This window comes from Sphingomonas naphthae, from assembly GCF_028607085.1.
Classification (GTDB): domain Bacteria; phylum Pseudomonadota; class Alphaproteobacteria; order Sphingomonadales; family Sphingomonadaceae; genus Sphingomonas_Q; species Sphingomonas_Q naphthae.
This window is the reverse complement of sequence record NZ_CP117411.1, coordinates 3,889,475-3,913,815: the sequence shown is the minus strand read 5'-3', so window position 1 is coordinate 3,913,815 and position 24,341 is coordinate 3,889,475. Positions and strand designations below refer to the sequence as shown.

The following is a 24,341-nucleotide window of genomic DNA, read 5'->3' as shown; positions in this document are numbered from 1 at the left end:
CATATCACTCCTGTCAGTCGAGGCGCATCAGATCGGCGGAGGACTTGTCCAAATCCTGCGCGGTCGTCAGCATCTTGACCTGCATCTCCCAATCCCGGCTGGCCCCGATCATGTCGACCAGCGCCGCCGAGGCGTTGACGTTCGATCCTTCCAGGGCGCCCGCGTTGACGCGGGCATCCGGGTCGGATGGCAGCGTTCCGCCCGCGACCGGCCGGAACAATCCATCCATCGACTTTGCAATTCGCGTGCCAGATGCGTTGACCAATTTCAGCTGATCCACCTGTTGCAGCGGATCATTGGCGTTGCCGCCCTTGGGCTGGATCCAGATCACGCCGCCGGCGTCGATCTCGATCTTGTCGGCGGGGGGCAAAGTGATCGGGCCGCTCCCGCCGAGGACGGGCAGGCCGTCGCCGGTGGTGAGCAGCCCCGTCTCGGACACCATCAGGTCGCCGCGACGGGTATAGCCCTCCTCGCCATTCTCGGCCTGCACGCCGAGCATGGCATCGCCCTCCATCGCCACGTCGAGCGCACGGCCGGTGGCGGCCACCGCGCCGACGCGCATGTCGGCGTCGATCACGCCTTCCGACGGGGCGGCCCGGCCGTCCATCCCCGGCCCGCGCAGCCAGGTCGCGGTCGCGCTCGCCATGTCGCCGCGGAAACCCGTGGTCGATACGTTGGCGAGGTTGCTCGCGGTGGTCGCCTGCTTGGCCATCAGGCCGCGCATGGCGGCGAGCGAGGAATAGATCAGCCGGTCCATGACTTATCAGGCCCGCAGCTGGACGATGGTCTGGGTCATGTTGTTGGCGGTCTCGATCGCCTTGGCGTTGGCCGAGAAGTTGCGCTGCGCCGAGATCAGCGCGACCAGCTCCTCCGTCACGTCCACATTGGCCTGCTCGAGCGCGCCCGACTGGATCGAGCCCATGCCGTTGGCGCCGGCCTCGTTGACGATCGGCTCGCCCGAGAGACCCGTGGCGGACCATTTCGCGTCACCCAGCTGGCGCAGGCCCTCCGGGTTGGCGAAGGTGGCGAGCATCAGCTTGCCGAGCGCCTGGCTCTCGCCGTTGGAAAAGGTGGCGGTGACGAGGCCGTCCGAGCCCACCGAGATGTTGTCGAGCTGGCCGGCGGCATAGCCGTCCTGGCTGGTCGCCTTGCGCGAGAAAGCGGTGAGGCCCTGCGTCGTGCCCGAGCCGTAATCGAAGCTCAGGTCGATCGCCGAGGAGGCGCCGGTCGGCAGCACGGCGGCATAATCCACCGCCCCGGTCGGCGCGGTCAGCGCACCCGAGCTGTCGAAGGTGAGCGTCAGCGGGGTCGCCGGATCGGCGGCGGCATTGCCGTCGGAGCTGACTTCCTTGTCGCCCACGAACAGGCGCGCCTGCCAGTTGGAATTGGGATCGCTCGCCGTCGGCGCGCTGGTGCGGGTGTAATAGACCGTCGCGGGGACGGCGGCGCCGGCCGCGTCATACACGGTCGTCGCGGTCGAATAGTTATAGCTCTCGGGGTCGCTGCGCGAGAAGGTGTAGCCGCTCGTCGCATAGGCCGCGCGATCGGCCGGCAGATCGGCGTCGCTGGGCAGCGCCACCGTCATCGAAAGATTCTGCGTCGCCTTGGACGATCCGGTGGTGAGCGGCAGCTGGAGGTTCTTGGCCGAGGACAGCGAGGTCGCGGTCACCGTGCCCTGCTTGTCGGTCGGCAGCACCTGCAGCACCGCGCCGGCGCCGTCCGTCACGTACCGCTCCTTGTTGACGGTGAACGATCCGTTGCGGGTGTAGCTGATCTGGCCCGCGCCACCCGGCGCCTTGGTCACGAAGAAGCCCTGGCCCGAGATGGCGACGTCGAGCGAGCGATCCGAGCTTTCGAAGCCGCCTTGCGTGAACTGCTGCTGGATGCCGCGCAGGCGCGTGCCCTGCCCCGCCATCGCGCTCGACTGGAGCGGCGCCGAGGAGATGATGTCGCCGAATTCGGTGTTCGACTTCTTGAAGCCGATCGTGCCGACGTTGGCGACGTTGTTCGAGGTGACCGACAGATCGGTCTGGGCGGCCTTGAGGCCCGAGAGCGAGGTGTAGAAGGACATGGAATAGGCTCCTTACGAAAGGCGAAGAACTTGGCTCGGGCTGATCGAGCCGAGCGCGGTGGAGAGCTTGGTGGCGCCCGAGGCCGGGCTTTCGACCGACGCGATCGGCGTCCAGGTCGAGGTGGTCGCGGTCATCGCCGTGCCATTCTTGGCATAAGCGGTGACGTTGATGGCGAGCGGGCCGGTGGCGACGGCGTTGCCCGCGGCGTCCTTGCCATCCCACGCGAAGGCGAGCTGGCCGGCGGCGGTTTCGCCGTAGCTGGACTGGTGGAGGATATTGCCGTCCGCGTCCGTGAAGGTGACCTGCGCCGACTTGGCGGCGGAGGGCAGCGTCACCTCGCCGGCATAGCCGCCGCCCGACAGCGGGGTGGCGATGTCGGACGAGACGAGCGCCGACTTGCCGATCCAGCTGGCCGCGCCGCCGACGCGCGAGGCCGAGATGTCGCCCGCCATCGCCTTCAGCGAGCTGTTCATCTCCGAAATGCCGGCGACCGACGAGAATTGCGCCATCTGGGCGACCATCTGGCTGTTATCGACCGGGGCGAAGGGATCCTGCGTCTTCAGCTGCGTGGTCAGCAGCTTCAGGAAATCATTCTGGTCGAGCGTCTTGGACTTGCTCGTCGCGGTGCCCGTCGCCGCCGTCTTGGACGAGGACGAGGTCAGCGTGTCGAGGTAGCTGCTACCGGTGATGCTGGTCATTTGCCGAGCCTTAAGGTGTCGAGGGTGAGGGATTTGGCGGTCTGGAGAACCTGGACGTTGTTCTGATACTGCCGGCTGGTCTCCATCATCTCGACCATCTCGGCGACGCTATCGACGCCCGCTTCCCAGACGTTGCCGTCCTTGTCGGCGAGGGGATTGTCGGGGGCGTGGCGCTGGGTCGGCTGGTTGCCGCCGGTCACGACATTCTCGACCTTGACGGTGGCGACGCCGGGCTGATCCATGACGGTGCGGAACACGGACTTGAGCGAGCGATAGGCGCCTTCCTTGGTGGTCGAGACCGTGCCGGCATTGGCCAGGTTGGAGGCGGTGGTGTTCAGCCGAACGAGCTGCGCCGACATGGCGCGGCCGGCGATGTCGAAGGTGGAGAGCGGGCCGGCCATCGTCACTCGCCCTTCAGCGCGGACATGACGGTGCCGACCCGGCCTTCCAGAAAGGACAGCGTGGCGCGGTAGGCGACGGCGTTTTCGGCGAACTGGGTCTGCTCGGTCGACAGCTCCACGGTGTTGCCGTCGAGCGTCGTCTGGAGCGGGACGCGATAGCCCATCGCGCTTTCGGCGGCGGCGGCGACCTTGCTGCCGCCCTGCGCCTTGTCGAGCGCGGCGTTGAAGTCGATGTCGCGCGCCTTGTAGCCGGGGGTGCCGGCGTTGGCGATGTTCGACGCCAGAAGCGCCATCCGCTGCGACCGGAGCGCCAGCGCGTTCCCGTGCATTCCGAAGAGCGTGTTGTCCGCCATGTGCTGGTGGTCCCTTGCTAAACTTCCCCCGCTCCGTGCCGTTGATGGGCTTGGATCGGGCTCTCGCAGCCAGCTTTGCAAAGGGCGTGCCAACACCCCCGCCTTGCCGGTTTCGACCCGCTCCACGCTGGGGACCGGCAAGGATCTGCCGCACCCGGCAAGATTTTGCCGGCCCGGCAATCCGGCCTGTTTCGGGGAGTTTCGCGCTTATGGACGTCCCCGCCCTGGTCTCGGCCATCATGCGGTGGATCGATCCGGTCGCGCTGCTGCTGGTGGTCGGCGGCTCGTTCGCGGTCGCCATGCTGCGCACCCCCATGAGCACCATCCGCCGCGCCTTCGCCGCCTTGGGCGCGATGCTGCGCGCCGACCCCGAAGCCGATGCCCATGCCGCCACGATGGCGGTCGGCCGGCTCGAGGCGCTGGTGCAGGTCAAGGACATCGTCTGCGCCGATCGGCTTGAAACGGCAGGCAAATTCCTCCGCCGCGCGGTGCGCGCCATCGCCGACGCCCCCTCCGCCGACATCTTCGCCCGCTGGGCCGAGGAACAGACCGCCGCGCGCGCGCGGCGCCATGCCGCCGTGCAGGATTTCTGGGCCGGGGTGGCCGATGCCGGCCCCGCGATGGGGATGATCGGCACCGTCGTCGGCCTCGGCCGGATGTTCGCCCAAATGGACGATCCCGCCGCGCTCGGCCCGGCGATGGCCGGCGCGCTGCTGGCGACGCTCTACGGGCTGCTGCTGGCCAATCTCGTCGCCGGGCCGATCGCGGCGCGGCTGGAGGCGCTCAGCGTGGCCGAACTCGGCTGGCAGCGGCGGATGCTCGGCCGGTTCGAGATGATCGCCCGCGCCGAGATTGCGCGCCCGCCGGTGGCGCCGTCGCACCGCTCGCCCCGCGCCGCATGAGGGCGCGGGTCCGCTCGCGCTGGGCGCTGAGCTTCGCCGATCTGTGCCTGCTGCTGCTGGGTTTCCTGCTGATCCTTCAGGCGCAGACGGTCGACCGGCGCAAGCTGGCGGAGGGGCTGCGCGATGCCTTCCACGGCGCCGGCCCGCCGCCCGCGCACAGCGAGTTGGCCAAGGCCCTGTTCGCGCCCAACGAGGCGCTGCTGCTGCCCGCCGCGCGCAATCGATTGATGGCGATGGGCAAAGCGGCCGCCGGCGCCGGCCACGGCCTGCGCCTCGAAAGCCGGGGCGCCGATGCTTCGGGCAACCGGCTCGACCGCTGGGAACTGGCCGCCGCGCGCACCGCCGCCGTGGCGCGGGCGCTGGCGGCCGGTGGCGTCGATCAACGGCGGATCGCCGTCTCCATCCCGGACCTTGGCGGGGCCGGTGGCCAGCGCCTGCTCATAGCGGAAACCCCGGCGGCGAAATAACACTGGCACGGGGATTGCAGAGCTACGCGCGTATATTTCGGAGAAACTCCATGCGCGCTCTCGTCCTGCCCCTTCTGCTCCTCGCCGCGCCGGCCGTGGCCGCCAATCCGTTCGAGGATCTCGACCGGCTGGAGCGGCGGCTGGTGGCCGCGCTCGACGCCGATATCGGCCAGCCGGGCGGCCCCGCCGCCCCGATCGACCGCCGCATGAAGCTGGCCGCCTGCCCCAAGCCCGCCGAGATCGATCCGCCCGCGATGGGCGCGGTGGCGATCCGCTGCGTGGCGACCGGCTGGCGCATCCGCGTGCCGATCCAGCGGCTGGCGGGCAGCGTCCAGACCGCTTCCTACCAGCCGCAGCAACAGGCGATGCCCGTGATCCGGCGCGGTGATCCGGTCGAATTGCAGGCGGCGCTGCCCGGCATGACCGTATCCTCGGGCGCGATCGCGCAGGAGGATGGCGGCATTGGCGCGCGCATCCGCGTGAAGACCGATCCCAAAAACCCGCCGATTTTCGCAGAAATCGTCGATGCAGGAATTGTTCGCGTGCCCGGATTTAAGTGAAGTATGATCGAGCCGTTAATGGGCTTGTGACGAGCACGCAGGAACAGGAGTCAGCAACATGATCGACGGATTGGGAAAGGTGCAGCCGCCCCGCCTCGACGTGGTGCGTGGCCCGGAGATCAAGAAGACCGCCGCCGTTTCGGGCGCCGCCGCGGCCGCCACCGAGCAGGCCGACACGCCCAAGCCGGCGGCCGACATGGCCGCGCACGGCGCGCCGGTCGATAGCGCCAAGGTCGCGCGCATCAAGGCCGCGATCGCCGACGGCAGCTATACGGTGAACGCCGACGCGATCGCCGCGAAGATGATCGAGCAGGACATCGGCTGACGTGAGCAACGAAGAGACCCTCGGCCGCCTCATCATCGCCTCGCGCGCCCTGATCGACGCGAGCGGGGGCACGGACTCGCACGCCATGCAGGCCGCCGCGACCGAATATGGCTCGGCCGTGGCCGCGCTGAAGGCGTGCGGCAACTGGCGCGACTATCCCGGCATCGGCCGCCGCGTGCTGGCCGCGCTGGAGCTGGCCGAACAGGCCCGCGTCCACCTGAACTACCAATCCGATCGCAACCGCCGCCGGCTGGAAACGCTGTCGGCCGCCGCCGGCGTGAGCCGGGGCGGCGGGGCGTATTCGCGCACCGGGCGGATGGCCTGAGCGCCTAAATCCTCCCCTGCAAGGGGAGGTGGCAGCCCGCAGGGCTGACGGAGGGGTGTCACCCTACCGATAGCGCGATACCCCTCCACCCCTCGCTGCGCGAGCGGTCCCCCTCCCCTTGCAGGGGAGGACTTTAGAAGACCCACCCCCAAAACTGGCACGCCGCTTGCAGTGATCCTCGCGTAACTAGCGAGGATTGCATGGCGACACAGGCGTTGAACCGCAAGGTATGGGTGGGCTCGATCAAGGGCGCCATCCTTCCGTTCGCGACCCTGCTGCTGGTGGGGCTGATGATCGTGCCGGTGCCGTCGATCGTGCTCGACATCGGCTTCATCTCGAACATCATGATTTCGCTGGCGGTGCTGATGGTGGCGTTGAACGCCGCCAAGCCGCTCGACTTCTCCGCCTTCCCGACCGTGCTGCTCTTCACCACCCTGTTGCGGCTGGCGCTGAACGTCGCCTCGACCCGCGTGGTGCTGGTGGACGGGCATAATGGCGCGGCCGCCGCCGGCCATGTGATCGAGGCGTTCGGCCACTTCCTGATCGGCGGCGACTATGCCGTCGGTCTGTTCGTGTTCGCGATCCTGATGATCATCAACATGGTCGTCATCACCAAGGGCGCGGGCCGCGTGTCCGAAGTGTCGGCCCGCTTCACCCTCGACGCCTTGCCCGGCAAGCAGATGGCGATCGACGCCGATCTCAACGCCGGCCTGATGACGCCCGACGAAGCCAAGGCCAAGCGCCAGGAAGTCGCCACCGAAGCCGATTTCTACGGCTCGATGGACGGTGCGTCCAAGTTCGTGAAGGGCGACGCCGTCGCCGGCGTGATGATCCTCGCCATCAATATCCTCGGCGGCCTCGTGCTGGGTGTGGTCAACCATGGCCTCGGTATCGGCGAGGCGGCCTCGACCTATATCCAGCTCGCGATCGGCGACGCGCTCGTCGCGCAGATCCCGGCGCTGCTGCTCTCGATCGCCGCCGCCGCCATCGTGACGCGCGTGTCCAGCCCGATGGACCTGTCCAATCAGATCACCAGCCAGTTCGGTTCGGCCCGCGCCTGGACGCCGGTGGCCGGCATCTTGGGCTTTCTCGGCATCCTGCCGGGTATGCCGCACTTCATCATCCTGCCCGCCGCCGGCCTCGCCGGTTTCACCGCCTGGAAGCTGAAGGGCGCCAAGACCCCGGCCGAAACGCTGGCCGAGACCGCCGCCATCGCCGCCGCCCCGCCGCCCGCCAACCCCGCCACGATCGGTTGGGACGAGGTGTCGGACGGCGCGGTGCTGAGCCTGGAGCTGGGCTATGGCCTGATCAACCTGGTCGACGAGCGCAAGGGCGCGCCGCTGATGGCCCGCATCACCGGCATCCGCCGCCAGCTCAGCCGCGAACTCGGCTTCGTGATGCCGATGGTGCGGGTGCGCGACAATCTGGCGCTCGCCCCCAATGCCTATCGCATCCTGATCGGCGGCGTCGCGATGGGCGAGGACGAGGCCTGGCCCGACGATCTGCTGGCGCTCGACAGCGGCGATCTGGAAGGCCGGGTCGAGGGCCGCGCCACGCGCGATCCCAGCTTCGGCATGGACGCGGTGTGGATCAGCCCGGAGAAGCGCGGCGAGGCGGTGGTCGCGGGCTATACCGTGGTCGATTGCGCCACGGTCGTCGCGACCCACCTCAACCAGCTCATTCTGGCGGCCGCCTCCGACCTGTTCGGCATGGACGAGGCGCAGAAGCTGCTCGACGCGCTGAAGGAAAGCGCGCCGCAGCTGGTCGCCGGGCTCACCCCCGCGCCGCTCTCGCTGTCGCAGATCACCGCCGCGTCGCGTGCCCTTCTCTCCGAAGGCGTGCCGCTCAAGGATTTCCGCCGGATCGCCGAGGCGATGGTGGAATCCGCGCGCGAGACGCTCGACCCCGCCGCGCTGGTGGAGGCGATCCGCCTGCGCATCGGCGCCCTCATCATCCAGACCATGGTGCCCGTCCGTATGCCCCTTCCCGTCATCACGCTGGATCAGGGGCTGGAAGGCCTGCTGGCCCAGGCCGTGCGCATCGGCGCGCAGGCCACCCACCCGATCGAACCCGCGCTCGGCCGCCGCATCATCGATGCGGTGAACGAGGCGGCCCAGCCCCTTCAGGCGCAGGCGGCGCGCTTCGCGCTCGTCACCTCGCCCGCCGCCCGGCGCGCCGTCGCCCGGCTGCTTCGCCCGCACCTGCCCGACATGCCGGTGCTCTCCTTCCTTGAAATCCCCGACGGCAAGCCCGTCGAGGTGATGGCGGTGGTCGGCGGCATGGCCGAACCCACCCGCAGCCTGGAGGCCTCGCATGGCACTCGCTGATCCCCAGATGACCTACAGCCGCAATCCCGCGCGCCCGAGCCCCGAAAAGCTCGCACGGACCCACATGGCGCTCGTCCGCAAGATCGCGTGGCACGTCCACGGCCGGGTCTCCTCGGCGATCGACATCGAGGATCTCGTGCAGATCGGGATGGTCGCGCTGGTCGAGGCCGCCAACGGCTACGAGGATCGCGGCCACGCTTTCTCGACCTACGCCACGATGCGGATCCGCGGCAGCATGATCGATCACCTCCGGCGGCAGGCGACTTTGTGCCGATCGGCGATGGCGCGGCGCAAGGAACTGGGCAAGGCGACCGCCCGGCTGGAGGCCGAACTCGGCCGCCAACCCAGCGAATCCGAGCTGGCGCAGGCGATGGGCATGGAACCCTCGGCCTTCCGCGAAATGGTCGATGCCTCGACCAACGTGCGGCAGGAATCGCTCGACGAAGTCTATTCGGATCACTCGATGTGGTTCGCCGATGTCGAGGACCGGATCGACGACACGATCGAGCGCGAGCAGCTGAAGCAGGCGCTGGCGGCGACGATCCGCACCCTGCCCGAACGCGAGGCGATGGTGCTGCAACTCTATTTCGTCGAGGAGATGAACCTGGAAGAGATCGGCCAGACGCTGGGCGTGGGCGCGGCGCGCGTGTGCCAGATCAAGAAGGCGGCGCTGGACAGGGTGCGCAAGGCACTGAAGAATTGGGACGATTGAGCGGGATGGAACGGGCAAGTCCCTCCCGCGCCCCAGACGGGCGCGGGAGGGATCGGCCGGGTCACTTGGTGGCGAACTGGACGCCGTCGGCTTCCCACTGCGCCCTGGTCTTGCAGACCTTGCGCGAGAGCATCGAGCCCGTGACCTCGCTCGCGCCGCTGGGGGTGCGGCCGAAGCAGATCTTGCGCGCGGGAATGCTGGTCGAGCCGGTCGGCTCGGCGGCGGCGCTGTCCTGCGCGACGGGGGCCGGCGCGGGCGCGGCGGCGAAGGCGGGGGCGGCGGAAACGGCGAGCAGCGTGCCGGCGGCGGCAGCGGCGATCGCGCGGCGGATCGTGATGAGATGGGACATGATGGCACTCCTGAACTTCGGTTGATCGCTGTGCAGGCGCGCCGTTCGTGCCTGCCCCGAAACCAGTGCATTAGTCATGCCAAACACTAATACACCCGGAAAACCGCTATTTTTTGCGTTTGTGGCTCGATCGGCGCCACAACGATCCTGCTAAATCATCGGAAAATTCGCCAAGTCGTGGCGCAGGCCTAACCGCGCAGGCGGCGGTTCATGTTCAGGGCCAGCATCAGGACCAGCGGCCAGGCGAGCGTGGCGACCACGTCGGCGACGGTGTCGCCCTGATCGATCGCGCTGTAGAAGACATAATCGAGCAACTCGTTCACGAATTCGGCCAGCGCGACGATCGCGAAGGGCCAGATCGAGCGGAGCGGCTTGCGCAGCACCAGTGCCGCCAGCAGCCACAGCAGCAGGCCGGTATGGACATGGACGAACTTGTCGCTCTGCCCCGTCCAGGTGACGATGACCTGACCGGCGTAATGATAGGCTTTGACGAGCGCATCCATGGCCGCCTCATGCCCTAGCCGCCCCGCCGGGCCAACCCGCAATGCTGCGATGCAACGCAAAATCACGACACTTGCCGCGATACGCGCAAATTCCATCATTTCCTTGAGATAACTCGCAAAACACGCTAATTTCGCAAAAGCAGTAAAATCGGCATGGCGGGCCAATGCGTATCCTCGACATCATCGGATCGGCCGATCCGGCGCACGGCGGGCCGATCGGCACGGTGCGCAGCCTGAGCCGGATCTGGCGGGCGCGGGGCCATGTGTTCGATGTCGTGACGCTGGATTCGCCCGAGGCGCCCTATCTGGCCGACAGCGGGCTGGACGTGGTGCCGCTGGGATCGCGCGGCGAACCCGGCGGGGCGAGCGGGCCGCAGCCTTTGCACCGCCGCTTCGGCTATTCGCCCAAGCTGCTGCCGTGGCTGAAGGCCAACACCGATCGGTACGACGTGGCGCTGGTGCATGGCCTGTGGAATTACAGCAGCCTGGCCGCCAGCCTCGCGCTGGCCGGCAACCGCCTGCCGCATTTCGTGTTCACCCACGGGATGCTCGATCCGTGGTTCAAGCAGGCCTATCCGCTGAAGAGCAAGGTGAAGGCGCTGTCGTGGCGGGTGAGCGAGGGGCGGTTGCTCAACAGCGCGGAGAAGGTGCTGTTCACCACCGCCGAGGAGCAGCGCCTGGCCGAGGGCGCGTTCCGGCCGTGGCAGGTGGACGGCCATGTCGTGGGCTATGGCTGCGCCGACATGCAGGGCGACCCCGTCGAGGCGGCACGCACCTTCCGCGCCGGGCTGCCGGCGCTGGGCGAGCGGCCCTTCCTCCTGTTCCTGAGCCGCATCCATCCCAAGAAGGGCTGCGACCTGCTGCTGGAGGCGTTCGCCCGGATCGCGGCGGCGCATCCCGAAATGGATCTGGTGTTCGCCGGGCCGGACGACGTGGGCCTGCGCGGCGTGCTGGCGGCCGAGGCCGAGGCGCGCGGCATCGGCGCGCGGGTGCATTTCGCCGGGATGATCCGGGGCGCGGCCAAATGGGGCGCGTTCCATGCGTGCGAGGCGTTCGCGCTGGTGTCCCATTCCGAGAATTTCGGGGTGGTGGTGGCCGAGGCGATGGCCTGTTCCAAACCGGTACTCATCACCGACAAGATCAACCTGTGGCGCGAGGTGGATGCCGCCGGCGCCGGGCTGATCGAGAAGGACGATCAGGCGGGCGCCGATGCCCTGCTGGCCCGGTTCCTCGCTCTCTCGCCCGAAGCTCGCGCCGCGATGGGCCGAGCGGCGCGGCGCTGCTACGACGCCAATTACCAGTTCGACGCGCTGGCCGATCGGCTGATGGCGCTGTTCCGCCAGGCGGTGGCCGACACGCCGAGGCCGCAGGCGATTCGCGAGGCGCTGCCGCTCTCGGCCTGACGGACCGGCCGCCACGCCCTCCCTAAAGGGAGGGCAAAAATATCGCTGTCCTACAGTTCCTGTTTTGTTCTAGTTGGCCATCCCTCGATCGCAGCGACGCGATTTCTGGCGGGAGATGCAGCAATGGCCCTCGAACCCGTGACCCCGGTGGTCGCGACCCCTTCCTCCATCGTGACCGAGCAGGTCGTGGCCTATGGCGCGGTCGGCTCCGCGCCGACCGCCGTCGATCCGACCCATCCGCTGCCGGTGGCGGATTGCCCCTATCGCGGCGCGACGGCGATGACGATCGGCGCGGAGCAGACACCGGGCCGCGCGATCCTGATCGATTGCAGCGTGGCCGGGCGGGTCGCGCTGAAGCTGGCCGACGACACGACGCTGACGGTGCCGGCGGGCGCGGGCCTCGCCATCCTGCCCTTCGCGGTGAAGGCGGTGCTGGCAAGCGGCACGACGGCGACCGCCAGCTATGCGAGCCTCGCCTGATGCCGGGCGTGATGCTGCCCGCCGCCTCGCCCGAGGCGCTGGCCGCGCAGGGGCGGGGCGAACGCCTGCGCCGCGCCGCCGCGAGCGCGACCGATCCCTTCGCCAGCCCGCCGCTGACCGAGCCGCCGGCCTATGCCGCGTCGACGGCCTATATCCCCGGCAATGTCGTGGCGGCGGGCGGCCGCTGGTATGTCGCGGCGTCGGGCGGCACCTCGCCCGCCTCCCCCGTTGTGCCGAGCCATGCCAACGGGAGCGCGGTGAGCGACGGGGCGGTGCTGTGGACCTATTTCGGCCCGGCGGTGACGATCCCGGCCGATCCGCTGGCGCCGCAGGTGAGCGTATCGACGACCGCGCCGACCCTCGCCAACGCCTTCGCGCCGGCCAGTTTCCAGACGGGCCATGTACCGGGCGCGATCCGGGCGATCGGCGGCTATGCCTATAATCTCGGCGGCTATGCCGGGCTGTACGGTTTCGATCGGGCGGCCGGCCAGCCGACGGGGCTGCACGCGGGCTGGGAGTTCGAGACCGACGAGCCGCAGGTGGCGATCGGCATCTTCCGCCGCACCGCGCCGGTGCAATTGGTGATCGACGGCCGGCGCTATGCCGCCGGCGGCCTGACCATGCCGGGAACGGGCGACAATTGGCTGACGGTGAGCTTCCCCGCCGGCGAGCGGCGCGGGCATCGCATCCGCATCGAGCTGGCGGCCGACATGGGGCTGCGCGACGTGCGGGTCTCGGCACAGGGGCAGGTGTGGGCGCCGGGGCGCGACATGGTGCGCGCCGCCTTCCTGTCGGATTCGATCATGGCGGGCTCGTCGTTCGGGCCGTTCGTGGCGGGCGGATCGGCACCGCAGCGGATCGCGGCGGCGCTGGGCTGGGCCGATCCGTGGAATGTCTCGATCGGCGGGACGGGCTATGTGAACGGCGGGGCCGGATTTTACACTTATGGCCAGCGCGTGGCCGAGGCGCTGACCCGCAATCCCGACATCTGGGTGCTGATGGGATCGACCAACGACAATGGCCAGCCGGCCGGCACGATCACCGCTGCCGCGCTGGCGACCCTGCGCGCGATCCGGGCGGGCTCCACCGCGCCGATCGTGGTGCTGGGCGTGTGGAGCAACGGCGCGGCGGCGGCCGTGACCGAGGCGGCGGTGCAATCGGCGGTGCTGGCGGCGAACGACCCGCTGACGATGTTCGTGCCGATCGCCGGCGACGCCAGCCTGCCGTGGGTGACGGGAAGCTGGAACAACGCGGGCCACGGCGCCTCGGCCAATGCCGGGCTGGTGATCGGCGGCGACGGCATCCACCCGACCGACGGAGGCACGGCCTATCTGGCGCGGCGGGTGGTCAACGCGATCCGGCGGCGGGTGCTGCCTGTGCTGTAAGCGGCGATCGGACGGCGAAGGTCGCCCGATCGCCCGCGATGCTGCCGCTCAACGCGCCAGCCGGGGAGCGCAGGTCGAAGCGGCCCTGGCCAATGCGGAGCATGGGGCTGCGGAAGACATCGCCAGTCGCCGCGGGTGGCGGAACCGGGGCATGGTCGAGCATGACCGAGGGAAAGGACGCCATGCGCCCGCCCGCCACCGCGACCGGCGGCACGGCCCGAACCGCGACCAGCCGACCGTCCGTGGCGCGGAACCGGAGCGTGCCGCTGGCGGCATCATAGGCGATCGGGCGGGCGGCAAGGGATTGCCGGTAGGCGGCAAGGCCCTGCCCCGCCGCCAGGGTCGCGACCGAGAAGGCGATGGCGGGGCGCTCGCCGGAGAGGCTGACCAGCCCGACCGGCCCGCCGTCGGCCGGCCCCTTCCCCTCCCCGTAGCGCGCCGTGCCCCCCGCGAAGCGCAGCGCGACGGCGGTGGTGCCATAGCGCAGCCACAGGCCGTCCGGCGCGGTGACGATCTCGTCGGGCGTGAGACCATAGCGGCAGGACGGTGCCGCACCGGGCAGGTAGACGAGCGCGCCTTCCGATCCGTAACGCCAGACCTGCTGGCGCGGCGAGGCGCGATCGTCGGGCATGGCGATACATTCGATCACGCCCTCGGCACCGCGCGGCCGGATGGCGAAGGCGACCGCCTGGGTCGGCCGGGCGATGGTCGCGGCGGTGGCGACATTGCCCGCGCCGATCGCATAGCCCGGCGCGATCAGGGCGGAGCCGTAGAGTTGCGGCGCCCCGTCGCGCGCCCATTCGGAAAATTCGGGGGTGCGGGTGGCGATCTCGTACGACCCCGCCTCGCCGCCGAGCGCGAGCAGCGCGGCGGGCGGCACCCAATGGGAGGTGGTCAGCATCGCCATGAACATCGGGCCGGCCGGCTGGTGCGGCGGGCGATCGCCGGTGCCATAATAATACCAGAGCACGTCGCTCGCGTTGGTTCTCGGCCAGTCCGCCGTCTGGCCGCCGCGATTGGGCTCGCGGGCATAAGGCGGCAGGATGAAGGCGTCGCGCGCATCCGCCCTGAGCATCGCGATCTGCGCGACCAGCGCCACCTCGGCGGCGGCGCGCAGCGCGGGATCGGCGGCAAAATCCCGGAGGTTGACGAGGGCGACAAGATGCACCGGCGCATAGGTCGGCGAGAGTTGCTCGCTATGGCCATGGGTCAGGCCGTTGGCGAGCCGCTCCAGCAGCAACTGGCGATAGCGCGAGACCATCGTCGCGCTGGCGACGGGCTGGCCCCGCCCCTCGCGCCACGCCTGATCGGGCAGCATCTCGGCGAGGAGGTAGAGGGAAGTGGCCGTCATCAGCGCATGGTTGAGCGTGCCATGGGTGAAGATCGGCAGCGGCTGTTCCAGCCACAGGCGGATGCGCCGGAACTGATCGGGCGAGAGGCATTGCGGATAGAGGCGCAGGTAACGGACCAGCGGCGGCAGCAGGAAGGCGAGCCCGGCGGGATCGACGCTGGCCTTGTACTTGGCCGGATCGAGCAGGCCGACCATACCCTCGGCCAGCGCCGGCGGGCCGCAGCCGTGGAGGGCGGTGGCGGCGATCGTGTCGTACGAGCGGAACTTGACGTCCTCGCGCGGGAAGAGCGCGGGCTCGGCCGCGCGCAGCATCGCCTTGCCGCGCGCGCGGAGCGCCGCCACGGCCGTGGCGTCGGCACGCGGCGGCTGGGCGGGGCCGGCGGACGAGGCCAGCAGCGCGCAGGCGGCGAGGACCAGCCGCCTCGCGCGCGCCATCGGCGGATTTCTGCGAATCGTCATGCTGGCATCCCTATCACCGGGTTGAGCCGTCTGGCGCGCTCGGATAGGAGCATTTTGCGGGTTTTGGGGAAAATCACATGGCGGGCATCTCGGTCATCGTTCTGACCTTCAATTCGGCTGCCACCATCGGCCGGACGCTGAAGCCGTTGATGGAGATTTCCGACGATATCCACATCGTCGATTCCTACAGCAAGGACGATACGGTCGCGGTGTGCGAGGCGCTGGGCTGCCAGGTGACGCAGCATCCGTTCACCAATTATGCCGCGCAGCGCAACTGGGCGATCGACACGCTGGCGCTGAAGCACGACTGGCAACTCCACGTCGATGCCGACGAGGAACTCACCCCGGAACTGACGCGCGCGATCAAGGGGCTGAACCTTGCTACCGTCGATACCGACGGCTTCATCATCGGCCGCAAGATCGTGTTCATGGATCTGGTGCTGCGCTTCGGCGGCATCGCGCGGACATGGCATTATCGCCTGTTCCGCAACGGCTTCGGCCGGTGCGAGGAACGGCTGTACGACCAGCATTTCGTGGCCGCCGGCCGCACCCGCCAGATCCGCGAATATATGCTCGACTATCAGGACACCACGATCGCCGAATGGACCGCGCGCCACAACCGCTGGTCGGACATGGAAGCGGAGGAAGCGTTCCTCGGCTCCGTGGCGGAGGCCAAGGAGGGCCAGGTGCAGGCGAGCCTGGGCGGCAACATCATCGCCCGCAAGCGCTATGCGCAGGGCTGGTATTATCGCCTGCCCCTGTTCCTGCGGCCGACGATCTACCTGTTCTACCGCTATTTCATCCTGCTGGGCTTCCTCGATGGGCGGCGCGGTTTCATCTATCACATGCTCCAGGCCTTCTGGTTCCGGCTGCTGGTGGACACCAAGATCTACGAGCGGCAACTGGCGGCGAAGGCCGGCGGCTGATCGCCACGAACCGGCCGCCACGGCTGGCGGGAGAGGCGGGGTTGCGCTAAGGCCGCGGCAGGGGGCGTTTCGAGCATGGCGAGCGTGGCAGTCGGGGGTGCGATGACGGCGGACGCGGTGCGCGAGGACAGCGCCCCGGCGACCGTCCGCAGCGACCACGATCCCGTCACGATCGGCCGGTTGAAGCGGGTGCGCGAGATCGCGTCGCTGCTGCTGGTCGGCTGCCTGGTGATGCAGGCCTTCCTCGACATCTCGATCGACAACCTTCTGTCTTCGACCCTGGCGGCCGCGACGGGCTGGGCGGCCTTCGCTTACTGCCTCACGCCGAACCGGGTGGTGCTGTATCCCATATCGACCCTCAGCATCATCGGCGCGGCCCTGGTGACGGGGTTCGGCGGGCTGATCTTCCAGACAGCCTATCTGAACCCGATCGTCACCAATCTCGAAAATCCGGTGACGACCTTCCTGTTCGGCTGCGGGGCCACGGCAACGCTGATCGCCGCCCATCATATCTACCGCCACAGCCATTTCTGCCGGCAGGCGAAGATCAAGCTGCGCGAGAACGTCTATCGCCCGCTCCAGATATTCGTGGCGCCCCGCCAGTCCGAACTCATGGTAATGGGCCTCATCGGTCTGGCCGCGGTCATCAATTCGGCCCGCTTCGCCGAGGGCACGACGATCGAGATCGGCGACGTCACCGGACAGTTCCTCTCGGCCTTCCGCCCGTTGAGCGTGCTTCCGCTGCTGGCCATCGTGCCGCGCGTCTATGGCGGTGACGCGACGGCGCGCAAATGGCCGATCGGCCTGTATTTCGTCGCGCTCATCCTGGCGGCGGCGATCAGCAACGCGCGATCGACCTTCGCCTTCGCGACGCTCGACGTGGCGCTGGTCGGTGCCATCTTCTACCTGAACGGCGCCTGGCGGCCGACCAAGGCCAACAGGCGGGCGTTGATCACCGGCATCCTGATCGCGTTGGCGGTCGGGCCGATGCTGTACCGCCTGTCGGGCGCGATGCTCGTGGCGCGCGAGATGCGCGCGGTGGGGGGAAGCGCCCAGCTCGTTCAGGCGACCGCCGCCGCCTTCATGAACGGCAGTTCGCTGGAGGACATCGAGAAGTCGCTGCTCGATATCACCAGCGAATATAACGAAGCCTATACGCCCAATCAGTTCATCAACCGCACGCTGGCGATCAAATACGTCGATCTGATCTATACCGCTTATGTGCGGCTCACGCCCGAGGACATCGCGAAGGCCCGGACGGAATCGTGGGAGACCTTCCTAACGCTCTTCCCCCAGCCGTTTCTGAACGCGATCGGCTCGTCGGTCGATAAATCGAAGCGCGCCTACAGTTCGGGCGATTTCTACAATACGGAATCGGGGCGGTATACCGAGCTGGGCAGCTATCTGACGGGATCCTCGTTCGTGGACGCCTACGCCATCTTCGGCCTGCTCTGCTGGCCGGCGCTCGGCCTGTTCGCGATACTGAGCTTCGTGCTGAAAGACAGTCTGGTGACGGGGCGGGTCAGCCCGGGTGAGACCGTGCCGATCATATCGGTCGTCGGGCTGATCAGCCTCGCGCGCTGGTTCACGAACAGTTTCGCGAACGACTCCTTCGCGAGCCTTCCCGTCGATCTGCTGCGATCCTTCCCCCAGAACGTGCTGATGTATGTGCTCGTATTCTGGTCAGTTCGGTTGATCATGCGCGCGCTGGCGTCGCAGCCGAGCCGAATGGCGATCGCGCGATGACCGATATGCGACCCATCCAGTCTCACCGGGACCGGCGGGTTTCCCTCGCCATTCTGGCAGTCGCCGCGGCGACGCTTACGCAATGCAGCCCGCCGGACGAACGGGATGTGGCGGCGGCGCGGATCGGGCCGATGTTTCCCGGTATCGTGCGCGAGGATATCGTGATGGAGCAGGCCAGCGAGGGGCAGGCGATCCTGTGCGGGTCCGTCCGCCCGAAGCCGGGCGCGGGCAACGACAGCGCCGCGCGGCGCTTCGTGATCCCGACCGGCGCGAACTTCATTTCGGTCGAGCCCGTCGCCGGACCGCAGACGCCGCCGGCGGCGGCACAGGAATTCCAGAAGGACTGGCGCGCCTACTGCCAGGCGCAGTGACCGGACGGGCCTAGCCGCGCACCAGCGTGGCGATGCGCGACTGGACGGCGCCGAGCAGCGCATCCTTCGCCCAGCGGGTTTCGGCGAAATGGCGCGCCTTGCGGCCCATCGCCTTGGCCTGATCGGGATCGTCGAGCAGAGCCTCGATCGCATCGGCCCAGGCCTGTGCGTCATCGGGCGGCACCACCAGACCGGCGCCCTCGACCTCGTTGGCGAGCGCGGTGCCGATCTCCGCGCCGGCGACCACCGGGCGACCCGACGCCAGCATGTTGGTGAGCTTGGAGGGCAGCACCAGATCGGCCGCCGCCGCGAGCTGCGGCAGGAGGTGGATGTCGGCCAGCCCGACCAGTTCGTTCAATCGCCCGCGCGGCTGGAGCGGAGCGAAGCGGACGTTATCGAGCCCGATCGCGGCGGTACGGACATTGGCCAGTGCCGGGCCATCGCCGCAGATCATGAAGGTGAGATCGGTCCGATACGCCAGCAGCCGCGCCACGCGGGGCAGGATCTCGATCCCCTGCTTGTTGGCGATATTCCCCGAATAGAGCGCCACATAGGGTGTCGTGATGGCGAATTCGTCGCGGTAGGGCGAGGGTGCCGCCATCGGCTGGATGGCGGCGATATCCGACCAGTTGCGGAATTCGACGACCCGATCGGGAGCGATGCCCTTTTCGAGCAGCTTGGCACACATCTGCGGCGAGATCGAACTGGCGCGGTCGCAGCGGCGGATCACCGCCCGCTCGAAAGCCGAGGCGAGCCGCTTGAGCAGGCCACCGGGCAGCAGGCCGGTGGCGAAGGCGGCCTCCACCTCGAAATCCTGCACATGCAGCCACGTCCGCGCGCCCGACACCCGCGCCGCCAGCAGGCCGACGACGGTGGAGATCAGCGAGGGCGCGACCATGAAGATCAGATCGGGCCGGTCGCGCCGGGCGATGCCGAGCACGTGCGGCAGGATGCCCGCCGCGAAGCTCAGGTGATGGAAGATGCGCTTCAGGCCGGTCGGGCGCGTGGGCACATAGATATGGTGGTGGCGGATCGCGACGCCGTCCCGCAGCCGATCATGCGGGCGGTGGCCGGCAAAGGCCGGATCGATGCGCCATGCGGGGTAGAAAGGCTTGCCGCTGCTGACCGTGACGGTGGCCCCGGCGGCCGCGAAGGATGCCGCCATCTCGGCCGAATATGGGCCGATCCCGATTTCCTCGGGATGATAGTTGAGCGTGATGACGTGGATGCGGATGTCTCGCAGCGCATTCGTGCCAGCCGACGCAGTGACGGCGGGCTCGTCATCCGGAAAAGCCGCAAGCGCGGCGACGGATTCGGTCACCACGCGCCCCGCGCCGCTACGCTGCGTTCAAACGCAGCGACCCTATTCAACCCGCCGATCACGTTCGCTGCCCCCGAACCCCAGATCATCAGCACGCCAGCGAGGGCGCGAGGCGATTCCGCCGGCGCCAAGCCGCATGCCGTTCATTCTTATGCCCGCTATGGCCCTACCGCCAACCCGTTCCTACCGGGAAATTCCAGATTTAGCGCACTCTTTGCGAGAAATTACCGCAACGCACCATCGATCAACCCCTGATCAGAGCGAAGAGCGATCCAACGTGACATGCCCCGATGCCTTCAGCTTCTCGATGGCGCGCTTGACGTCCTGGCTCGATCCGCGCGGCATGATGAGAACGGCATCGCCTGTTGCGATCACGATCAGATCCTTCACCCCGATCGCCGCGACGAGCGGACCATCGGTGCGCAACAGGCAATTGCTGGTGTCGATCGAGACGATCTCGCCATGTTCGGCATTGCCCGCCTCATCGCGCGGGGCAATCTCGTGCAGGGCATCCCAGCTACCGACATCGGACCAGCCCATATCGACCGGTACGACGGCAACCCTGTCGGCCTTCTCCATCACCGCATAATCGATCGAATCCGACGGTGCCGCCTTGAAGGCCGCTTCCTCGGGATACACGCGCTGGCCCTGGCGGACGCCCTTGTCGAGCGACTCGCGGACTGCCGCCAGCATCTCCGGTGCATGGCGGCCCAGCTCGACGAGATAGGCGTCGGCGCGGAACAGGAAGATGCCACCGTTCCAGCTGTAGCACCCCTCCGCCAGATAGGCTTCGGCGGTGGCGCGGTCGGGCTTCTCGACGAATTTCTCGACCCGCTCGATACCCGGCGCCAGCGTCTCGCCGCGGCGGATATAGCCATAGCCGGTGTCGGGCGCGGTCGGCGCGATGCCGAAGGTGACGAGCCATCCATCCTCGACCAGCGGCACGGCGGTCTCGATCGCGGCGCGGAAGGCGGACACGTCGTTGATGACATGATCGCTCGGCATCACCAGCAGAATTGCGTCCGGTCGGGTCAGCAACGCCGCCAGCGCGATGGCGGGCGCGGTATTGCGCCCTGCCGGCTCCAAAACCAAAGATGCCGCCGGCAGCGAAATGGCCTCCAGTTGCTCCTCGATCATTTCGGCATGGCGGGCGTTGCCGACGACGAGCGGGCGATCGAAGCGCGTGTCGTCCGACGAGCGGCGAGCGGTCAACTGAAGCATCGAATCGGTGCTGGTGAGCGCCAGCAACTGCTTCGGCTTGGCCGCGCGCGACATGGGCCACAGCCGCGTACCCGATCCCCCGGACAGGATCACCGGGGTGATATGACTCGTCATCGTGTGAACCAACTCCGTCTCGCGGGATCGACTGCCGGGTAACAGTGCGCCCTAAACCTTTGATCGCGAGAGATCGAGGACCGCCTCTTGCGCATCACGGCTGCTGTTTCGCACCCGCGAGAGCAACAGTCCATCACCATATTGGGGATGACGGGGAGTCAATTCGGCGGACGCGGCCGGCAGGGTCCGATCCGCTTGGCATCTTCGATCGCCAGCCCCATGGTAAGGCCATGAATGCCAGGATCGTCCGCGAAACCATCGTCTATCAAGGCTGGATGTCCGTCACCCGTGTCGCTTTCGCGATGCCGGACGGCGAGGAGGTCGAGCGCCATTTCGAAGATCATGGCGATGCCGTCGCCGTGCTTGCCTATGACGAGGATCGACGGACGGCGCTTCTCGTCACCCAGCCCCGCCCCCCCGTCGTGCGCAGTGGCGAATCGGATCTGCTGGAGGTCATCGCGGGCGGGCTGGAGCCGGCGGGGCGGGAGTATACGGTGCGCAAGGAAGCGCTGGAGGAGGCCGGCGTCCGCCTTGGTGCGCTCGAGCCGATCGTGTCCTTATGGTCGATGCCGACAATATCGACCGAGCGACTGCACCTGTTCCTCGCGCCTTATGCCCTGTCCGACCGGATTGGCGCCGGCGGCGGCGCGGAGGATGAGAATGAGGCGATCACGGTGGTGGAGATGCCGCTCGCCGAACTGGCCGCGCTCGCCGGGCGGGGCAAACTGACCGACGCCAAGACCTTGGTGCTGGTGCAGGCGCTCCAGTTGCGGCGGCCGACGCTGTTCGCGCCATGACCCTCGCCCGGCCCCTGCTGCGGCTGGCGATGACCACCGCGCAGCGGCTGCGCAGCGCCTGCTGGTTCGTCCGCCGGCCGCGCACCTTCGGCGTCCATGCGATCGTGCTGACGCCGGCCGGCCGGATCGTGCTGGTGCGGCACACCTATGTGCCGGGCTGGCGGATGCCATCCGGCGGGCGGCGGGAAAGCGAACCGCCGGCGGCGGCGATCCTGCGCGAATTGCGCGAGGAGATCGGGCTTTCGGACAGCCGGCCGCCCGAAGCGATCGGGGACTTCGAGCATATCCTCAACCACCGCCGCGATCATGTCGACGTGTATCTGGTGCGCGACGCCATCTATCGTCCGCGCCGGTCGCTGGAGATCGAGGAGACCGCCGATTTCGCGCTCGATGCGCTGCCGGACGATCTCGGCGGATCGAGCCGGCGGCAGATTGACGCTTACTTGCGGGCGGCGTCGATCAGGCCGGCCAGCGCCTCGGCGGCGGCATCGACCGAATAACGCGCCATCGCCGCATCGGCCCAGTCGAGGCTGCGCGGCAGGCGGCGGAGATCGGCGATGGCGGCGGCGAGCGCGTCCGCGTCACCCACCGGGATCACACGGAAGCGGGGCAGATCGGCGAAATCGGGCGCGCAGCCGACCTCGTCGGTGACGATCACCGCGCAACCGGCCTGCAGCGCCTCGTTGACGACCAGCCCCCATGTCTCGCCGGCCTTGCCCGAGGGGAGGACGAGGATGTCGGTGGCGAGATAATAAGCGTCGATCCGGGCCTGGTTGACGAAGCCGGCGAAATGGCTGGCGACGCCGGTGGCGGATGCCACCTCGGCAGCTTGGGCGCGCAGCGGCGCCTCGAGCTGGCCGGCGCCGACGAAGAGACAGCGCAGGCCGGCGGCGGCATCGCCCAGCCGCGCGACCGCATCGAGCAGCAGCGCGGGATTCTTCTTGTCGATGAGCTTGCCGAAGAAGCCGAGGACGACATCGCCCTCGACCGCGCCGATCGCGGCGCGGGTGTTGGCGCGCAGGGTGGCGCGCTCGGCGGGCGTGACCGGGGCGAGGCGGTTGGGGGTGCAATGGGCGACGCGGGCGAGCCGCTTCGCGCCGATCCCGAATTTCGCGAAATGGTCGCGATTGAGCTCGCCGACATAGAGCGCGCGCGACAGGCCGGAATATACGAAGCGATAATAAGCCGCTCGCAGCGCCGACTTCCACGCCGGGCGGGCGAAGGCGCGCTCGTTGGTGTCGGCGCGATACCAGACCGGGATGCGCCGGCGCAGTGCCGCGAAATAGGCCGCGAAGCTGAAGGAATAGCCGAGCGAGCTGAGCATCACGGCGGCGGGCCTGGCCTCGCCGACGATCCGGTCGATGCCGCGCGCCGTGAGCCCGCCGAATCGGGCGATCCCGCCCGGCGCCTCGTTGTTCAACACGCGATAGGCATAGCCCGAGAGCAGGGGCATGTCCCAGCTGAGCGCCGTGCCGAAATCCTTGTCGACATAGCCGCGCACCGAAAAATCGCTGGCGTAGATCACCTCGAACGCATCGGGCCGCAATTGCTGCAACCGCTGGAAGATCGGCGCACGATACTGGATCGGGTGGGTCTCGAAGATGAGGAGCGGGCGCGACGTCACGTCAGAGGCCGCTGAGCCATTTGCGCAAGCTGTCGGTGCGCTGTTCGAACAGCCGGCCGAACAGCCATGCCAGTGCGAAGGACGCGACCGTCATCCCGGCGAGCATCGCCAGCGACAGGACACCGACGCCCAGCCCGGCCGTCGGCAGATACCCCGCGCGATGCAGCAGGAAGCCCAGAAAGATGATGAGAGGAAAGTGGGTGACGTAGAGCGAGTAGGAGATGTCGGCGAGGGGACGATCGAAACGCCGCGACAGGCCGCGTTCGCCGGCCGGGCGCCGGCTGAGATAGAGGGCGAAGCCAAACGCCAGGGTCAGGAAGCAGGGATTGGGTTTCAGAAATTGCGACGCGATCAGGGCGACCATGGCGATCAAAACGCCGGCCCAGCCGAGCCAGCGCGGCACGTCCGCATGATCGTTGAGGACGCGCGCGTAAGCGCCAGCGATCCACATCGCGAAGAAGCTGGCATCGATCGCGCGGCCGCAAGCCACCAGCAGTGCCAGCACCGCGACGATGGGGATCAGCGGCAGGAGCAGCGAGCGGAAACGCGCCAGCGGCAGCACCAGCAGCGGAAAGACGAAATAGAAGACCCATTCATAGCCCAGCGACCAGAGGGCATTGCCGGTGCCGACGGGGGCGGCGAGGAGGCCCCCGAGCGACAGGAAGGTCGCCACCCAGTTGATCGGGACATAGCGCGTATCGATCGGCTCGGTGCCCAGCACGCCCGAGGGCCAGACGCCCGCGTAGAGCGGGCTCGCCGGATCGATCCAGTGGGCCGCGCCGTCGAGCAGGCAGATCAGCAGGATCGCCGGGATCAGGACGATGTAGATGCGCGAGAAGCGGGCGATGGCATAGGATTTCCAGCGGAAGCCCTGCGCCCGTTCGAGAACGCCGCCGCCGACCAGATAACCGCTGATGACGAAGAAGAAGATCACCGCCGGGCCGCGCAGATCGCCGAGGAAGTCGAGCGGGTCGAGCCGGCTGGGGCCGGCCATGTTGCGCGTGAAGATCAGCCCCATCGCATGGCCGATCGCGACCAGCGCGGCGGACATCCAGCGGATCGTATCGAGCAGGGGCCGATCGGCCACGGTGCGCTCGCGCAGTGGTTCGCGGCGATGCATGCTGCGGATCGCATCGGCCACCCAGAACC

Annotated in this window: 27 protein-coding genes; 15 read left to right on the top strand and 12 right to left on the bottom strand. The window is 68.4% G+C overall.

Translation table 11 applies throughout. The features are described 5' to 3' along the window. Positions 1 to 13: 13 nt before the first annotated feature. From PQ455_RS18865 to flgB, 5 genes are read right to left on the bottom strand one after another with little or no spacing between them, the layout of a single operon-like run. Entirely contained in the window at positions 14 to 757 is a 744-nt protein-coding gene (locus PQ455_RS18865) for a flagellar basal body rod protein FlgF (protein ID WP_273688044.1), read from the bottom strand. Positions 758 to 763: 6 nt separating this feature from the next. Then, positions 764 to 2,071 (bottom strand): flagellar hook protein FlgE, encoded by a 1,308-nt coding sequence (locus PQ455_RS18860; protein ID WP_273688043.1) that lies wholly within the window; start codon positions 2,069 to 2,071, stop codon positions 764 to 766. A 12-nt stretch (positions 2,072 to 2,083) separates the two neighbouring features. Further along, positions 2,084 to 2,770, bottom strand: coding sequence for a flagellar hook assembly protein FlgD (locus tag PQ455_RS18855; protein ID WP_273688041.1), 687 nt, complete (start codon positions 2,768 to 2,770; stop codon positions 2,084 to 2,086). Then, a complete protein-coding gene (gene flgC / locus PQ455_RS18850) occupies positions 2,767 to 3,171 on the bottom strand; it encodes a flagellar basal body rod protein FlgC (protein WP_273688039.1) in 405 nt (134 codons plus the stop codon). Before flgC ends, PQ455_RS18855 begins: the two co-directional genes overlap by 4 nt. Positions 3,172 to 3,173: 2 nt before the next feature. Then, positions 3,174 to 3,524 carry a flagellar basal body rod protein FlgB gene (gene flgB, locus PQ455_RS18845; protein WP_273688036.1) on the bottom strand — a complete coding sequence of 117 codons (351 nt, stop codon included), beginning with the start codon at positions 3,522 to 3,524 and terminating at the stop codon, positions 3,174 to 3,176. 209 nt (positions 3,525 to 3,733) lie between these two features. Between flgB and PQ455_RS18840 the strand changes: the two genes are divergently transcribed. The 7 genes from PQ455_RS18840 (at position 3,734) to PQ455_RS18810 (ending at position 9,142) form a co-directional block, all read left to right on the top strand. Next, positions 3,734 to 4,426 carry a MotA/TolQ/ExbB proton channel family protein gene (locus PQ455_RS18840; RefSeq protein ID WP_273688035.1) on the top strand — a complete coding sequence of 231 codons (693 nt, stop codon included), beginning with the start codon at positions 3,734 to 3,736 and terminating at the stop codon, positions 4,424 to 4,426. Then, a complete protein-coding gene (locus tag PQ455_RS18835; RefSeq protein WP_273688033.1) occupies positions 4,423 to 4,893 on the top strand; it encodes an OmpA family protein in 471 nt (156 codons plus the stop codon). The genes PQ455_RS18840 and PQ455_RS18835 overlap by 4 nt, the downstream gene beginning before the upstream one ends. Positions 4,894 to 4,943: 50 nt before the next feature. Beyond that, positions 4,944 to 5,453, top strand: coding sequence for a flagella basal body P-ring formation protein FlgA (locus PQ455_RS18830; RefSeq protein WP_273688032.1), 510 nt, complete (start codon positions 4,944 to 4,946; stop codon positions 5,451 to 5,453). Positions 5,454 to 5,511: 58 nt separating this feature from the next. Continuing rightward, positions 5,512 to 5,778, top strand: coding sequence for a flagellar biosynthesis anti-sigma factor FlgM (gene flgM, locus PQ455_RS18825; protein WP_273688030.1), 267 nt, complete (start codon positions 5,512 to 5,514; stop codon positions 5,776 to 5,778). A gap of 1 nt (position 5,779) precedes the next feature. Next, positions 5,780 to 6,103: a hypothetical protein gene (locus PQ455_RS18820; RefSeq protein ID WP_273688026.1), complete on the top strand. Its 324-nt coding sequence runs from the start codon at positions 5,780 to 5,782 to the stop codon at positions 6,101 to 6,103. Positions 6,104 to 6,303: 200 nt separating this feature from the next. Continuing rightward, positions 6,304 to 8,430, top strand: coding sequence for a flagellar biosynthesis protein FlhA (gene flhA, locus PQ455_RS18815; protein ID WP_273688025.1), 2,127 nt, complete (start codon positions 6,304 to 6,306; stop codon positions 8,428 to 8,430). Continuing rightward, positions 8,417 to 9,142, top strand: a complete 726-nt coding sequence (locus tag PQ455_RS18810; protein ID WP_273688022.1) for a sigma-70 family RNA polymerase sigma factor — start codon at positions 8,417 to 8,419, stop codon at positions 9,140 to 9,142. Before flhA ends, PQ455_RS18810 begins: the two co-directional genes overlap by 14 nt. 61 nt (positions 9,143 to 9,203) lie before the next feature. Here PQ455_RS18810 and PQ455_RS18805 read toward each other — a convergent pair whose 3' ends face one another. Both PQ455_RS18805 and PQ455_RS18800 read right to left on the bottom strand, forming a co-directional pair. After that, positions 9,204 to 9,491, bottom strand: a complete 288-nt coding sequence (locus PQ455_RS18805) for a hypothetical protein (protein WP_273688020.1) — start codon at positions 9,489 to 9,491, stop codon at positions 9,204 to 9,206. Positions 9,492 to 9,679: 188 nt separating this feature from the next. After that, positions 9,680 to 9,994, bottom strand: coding sequence for a hypothetical protein (locus PQ455_RS18800; RefSeq protein ID WP_273688019.1), 315 nt, complete (start codon positions 9,992 to 9,994; stop codon positions 9,680 to 9,682). A gap of 164 nt (positions 9,995 to 10,158) precedes the next feature. Between PQ455_RS18800 and PQ455_RS18795 the strand changes: the two genes are divergently transcribed. From PQ455_RS18795 to PQ455_RS18785, 3 genes are all read left to right on the top strand, one after another. Then, complete coding sequence (locus tag PQ455_RS18795) at positions 10,159 to 11,397, top strand: glycosyltransferase (protein WP_273688017.1); 1,239 nt, start codon at positions 10,159 to 10,161, stop codon at positions 11,395 to 11,397. Between the two features lie 123 nt (positions 11,398 to 11,520). Next, positions 11,521 to 11,877: a spike base protein, RCAP_Rcc01079 family gene (locus PQ455_RS18790; RefSeq protein ID WP_273688014.1), complete on the top strand. Its 357-nt coding sequence runs from the start codon at positions 11,521 to 11,523 to the stop codon at positions 11,875 to 11,877. Next, complete coding sequence (locus tag PQ455_RS18785; RefSeq protein WP_273688012.1) at positions 11,877 to 13,262, top strand: SGNH/GDSL hydrolase family protein; 1,386 nt, start codon at positions 11,877 to 11,879, stop codon at positions 13,260 to 13,262. Before PQ455_RS18790 ends, PQ455_RS18785 begins: the two co-directional genes overlap by 1 nt. On the opposite strand, the gene PQ455_RS18780 is transcribed toward PQ455_RS18785, so the two are convergent. Continuing rightward, a complete protein-coding gene (locus PQ455_RS18780; protein ID WP_273688008.1) occupies positions 13,225 to 15,072 on the bottom strand; it encodes a hypothetical protein in 1,848 nt (615 codons plus the stop codon). The two genes, PQ455_RS18785 and PQ455_RS18780, sit on opposite strands and share 38 nt — an antisense overlap. A 77-nt stretch (positions 15,073 to 15,149) precedes the next feature. Between PQ455_RS18780 and PQ455_RS18775 the strand changes: the two genes are divergently transcribed. From PQ455_RS18775 to PQ455_RS18765, 3 genes are all read left to right on the top strand, one after another. Beyond that, complete coding sequence (locus PQ455_RS18775) at positions 15,150 to 15,998, top strand: glycosyltransferase family 2 protein (RefSeq protein ID WP_273688006.1); 849 nt, start codon at positions 15,150 to 15,152, stop codon at positions 15,996 to 15,998. 75 nt (positions 15,999 to 16,073) lie between these two features. Beyond that, positions 16,074 to 17,744 (top strand): hypothetical protein, encoded by a 1,671-nt coding sequence (locus PQ455_RS18770; RefSeq protein WP_273688005.1) that lies wholly within the window; start codon positions 16,074 to 16,076, stop codon positions 17,742 to 17,744. Then, a complete protein-coding gene (locus PQ455_RS18765; protein ID WP_273688003.1) occupies positions 17,741 to 18,115 on the top strand; it encodes a hypothetical protein in 375 nt (124 codons plus the stop codon). The genes PQ455_RS18770 and PQ455_RS18765 overlap by 4 nt, the downstream gene beginning before the upstream one ends. A gap of 10 nt (positions 18,116 to 18,125) precedes the next feature. On the opposite strand, the gene PQ455_RS18760 is transcribed toward PQ455_RS18765, so the two are convergent. Together PQ455_RS18760 and PQ455_RS18755 are read right to left on the bottom strand one after the other, a co-directional pair. Next, the gene (locus PQ455_RS18760) at positions 18,126 to 19,436 is read right to left on the bottom strand and encodes a WcaI family glycosyltransferase (RefSeq protein WP_273688001.1); all 1,311 of its coding nucleotides are present in this window, start codon (positions 19,434 to 19,436) and stop codon (positions 18,126 to 18,128) included. Positions 19,437 to 19,691: 255 nt separating this feature from the next. Next, complete coding sequence (locus tag PQ455_RS18755) at positions 19,692 to 20,771, bottom strand: mannose-1-phosphate guanylyltransferase/mannose-6-phosphate isomerase (RefSeq protein ID WP_273687998.1); 1,080 nt, start codon at positions 20,769 to 20,771, stop codon at positions 19,692 to 19,694. 230 nt (positions 20,772 to 21,001) lie between these two features. Between PQ455_RS18755 and PQ455_RS18750 the strand changes: the two genes are divergently transcribed. Together PQ455_RS18750 and PQ455_RS18745 are read left to right on the top strand one after the other, a co-directional pair. Further along, a complete protein-coding gene (locus PQ455_RS18750) occupies positions 21,002 to 21,568 on the top strand; it encodes an NUDIX domain-containing protein (protein WP_273687996.1) in 567 nt (188 codons plus the stop codon). Next, positions 21,565 to 22,068: an NUDIX domain-containing protein gene (locus tag PQ455_RS18745; RefSeq protein ID WP_273687994.1), complete on the top strand. Its 504-nt coding sequence runs from the start codon at positions 21,565 to 21,567 to the stop codon at positions 22,066 to 22,068. The genes PQ455_RS18750 and PQ455_RS18745 overlap by 4 nt, the downstream gene beginning before the upstream one ends. Here PQ455_RS18745 and PQ455_RS18740 read toward each other — a convergent pair. Together PQ455_RS18740 and PQ455_RS18735 are read right to left on the bottom strand one after the other, a co-directional pair. Continuing rightward, positions 22,008 to 23,192, bottom strand: a complete 1,185-nt coding sequence (locus tag PQ455_RS18740; RefSeq protein ID WP_273687992.1) for a glycosyltransferase family 4 protein — start codon at positions 23,190 to 23,192, stop codon at positions 22,008 to 22,010. The two genes, PQ455_RS18745 and PQ455_RS18740, sit on opposite strands and share 61 nt — an antisense overlap. A gap of 1 nt (position 23,193) precedes the next feature. Beyond that, a complete protein-coding gene (locus PQ455_RS18735) occupies positions 23,194 to 24,312 on the bottom strand; it encodes an acyltransferase family protein (RefSeq protein ID WP_273687990.1) in 1,119 nt (372 codons plus the stop codon). Positions 24,313 to 24,341: the final 29 nt, after the last annotated feature.

Excerpts from the sequence above, each read along its gene's own strand:
- PQ455_RS18860 (WP_273688043.1), bottom strand. The coding sequence starts at position 2,071 with ATGTCCTTCTACACCTCGCTCTCGGGCCTCAAGGCCGCCCAGACCGAT.
- PQ455_RS18775 (WP_273688006.1), top strand. The coding sequence starts at position 15,150 with ATGGCGGGCATCTCGGTCATCGTTCTGACCTTCAATTCGGCTGCCACC.
- PQ455_RS18855 (WP_273688041.1), bottom strand. The coding sequence starts at position 2,770 with ATGACCAGCATCACCGGTAGCAGCTACCTCGACACGCTGACCTCGTCC.
- PQ455_RS18780 (WP_273688008.1), bottom strand. The coding sequence starts at position 15,072 with ATGACGATTCGCAGAAATCCGCCGATGGCGCGCGCGAGGCGGCTGGTC.
- PQ455_RS18840 (WP_273688035.1), top strand. The coding sequence starts at position 3,734 with ATGGACGTCCCCGCCCTGGTCTCGGCCATCATGCGGTGGATCGATCCG.
- flhA (WP_273688025.1), top strand. The coding sequence starts at position 6,304 with ATGGCGACACAGGCGTTGAACCGCAAGGTATGGGTGGGCTCGATCAAG.
- PQ455_RS18770 (WP_273688005.1), top strand. The coding sequence starts at position 16,074 with ATGGCGAGCGTGGCAGTCGGGGGTGCGATGACGGCGGACGCGGTGCGC.
- PQ455_RS18795 (WP_273688017.1), top strand. The coding sequence starts at position 10,159 with ATGCGTATCCTCGACATCATCGGATCGGCCGATCCGGCGCACGGCGGG.
- PQ455_RS18810 (WP_273688022.1), top strand. The coding sequence starts at position 8,417 with ATGGCACTCGCTGATCCCCAGATGACCTACAGCCGCAATCCCGCGCGC.
- PQ455_RS18865 (WP_273688044.1), bottom strand. The coding sequence starts at position 757 with ATGGACCGGCTGATCTATTCCTCGCTCGCCGCCATGCGCGGCCTGATG.
- PQ455_RS18765 (WP_273688003.1), top strand. The coding sequence starts at position 17,741 with ATGACCGATATGCGACCCATCCAGTCTCACCGGGACCGGCGGGTTTCC.
- PQ455_RS18835 (WP_273688033.1), top strand. The coding sequence starts at position 4,423 with ATGAGGGCGCGGGTCCGCTCGCGCTGGGCGCTGAGCTTCGCCGATCTG.
- PQ455_RS18805 (WP_273688020.1), bottom strand. The coding sequence starts at position 9,491 with ATGTCCCATCTCATCACGATCCGCCGCGCGATCGCCGCTGCCGCCGCC.
- flgM (WP_273688030.1), top strand. The coding sequence starts at position 5,512 with ATGATCGACGGATTGGGAAAGGTGCAGCCGCCCCGCCTCGACGTGGTG.
- flgB (WP_273688036.1), bottom strand. The coding sequence starts at position 3,524 with ATGGCGGACAACACGCTCTTCGGAATGCACGGGAACGCGCTGGCGCTC.
- PQ455_RS18735 (WP_273687990.1), bottom strand. The coding sequence starts at position 24,312 with ATGCATCGCCGCGAACCACTGCGCGAGCGCACCGTGGCCGATCGGCCC.
- PQ455_RS18745 (WP_273687994.1), top strand. The coding sequence starts at position 21,565 with ATGACCCTCGCCCGGCCCCTGCTGCGGCTGGCGATGACCACCGCGCAG.
- PQ455_RS18790 (WP_273688014.1), top strand. The coding sequence starts at position 11,521 with ATGGCCCTCGAACCCGTGACCCCGGTGGTCGCGACCCCTTCCTCCATC.
- PQ455_RS18750 (WP_273687996.1), top strand. The coding sequence starts at position 21,002 with ATGAATGCCAGGATCGTCCGCGAAACCATCGTCTATCAAGGCTGGATG.
- PQ455_RS18755 (WP_273687998.1), bottom strand. The coding sequence starts at position 20,771 with ATGACGAGTCATATCACCCCGGTGATCCTGTCCGGGGGATCGGGTACG.
- PQ455_RS18785 (WP_273688012.1), top strand. The coding sequence starts at position 11,877 with ATGCCGGGCGTGATGCTGCCCGCCGCCTCGCCCGAGGCGCTGGCCGCG.
- PQ455_RS18830 (WP_273688032.1), top strand. The coding sequence starts at position 4,944 with ATGCGCGCTCTCGTCCTGCCCCTTCTGCTCCTCGCCGCGCCGGCCGTG.
- PQ455_RS18800 (WP_273688019.1), bottom strand. The coding sequence starts at position 9,994 with ATGGATGCGCTCGTCAAAGCCTATCATTACGCCGGTCAGGTCATCGTC.
- flgC (WP_273688039.1), bottom strand. The coding sequence starts at position 3,171 with ATGGCCGGCCCGCTCTCCACCTTCGACATCGCCGGCCGCGCCATGTCG.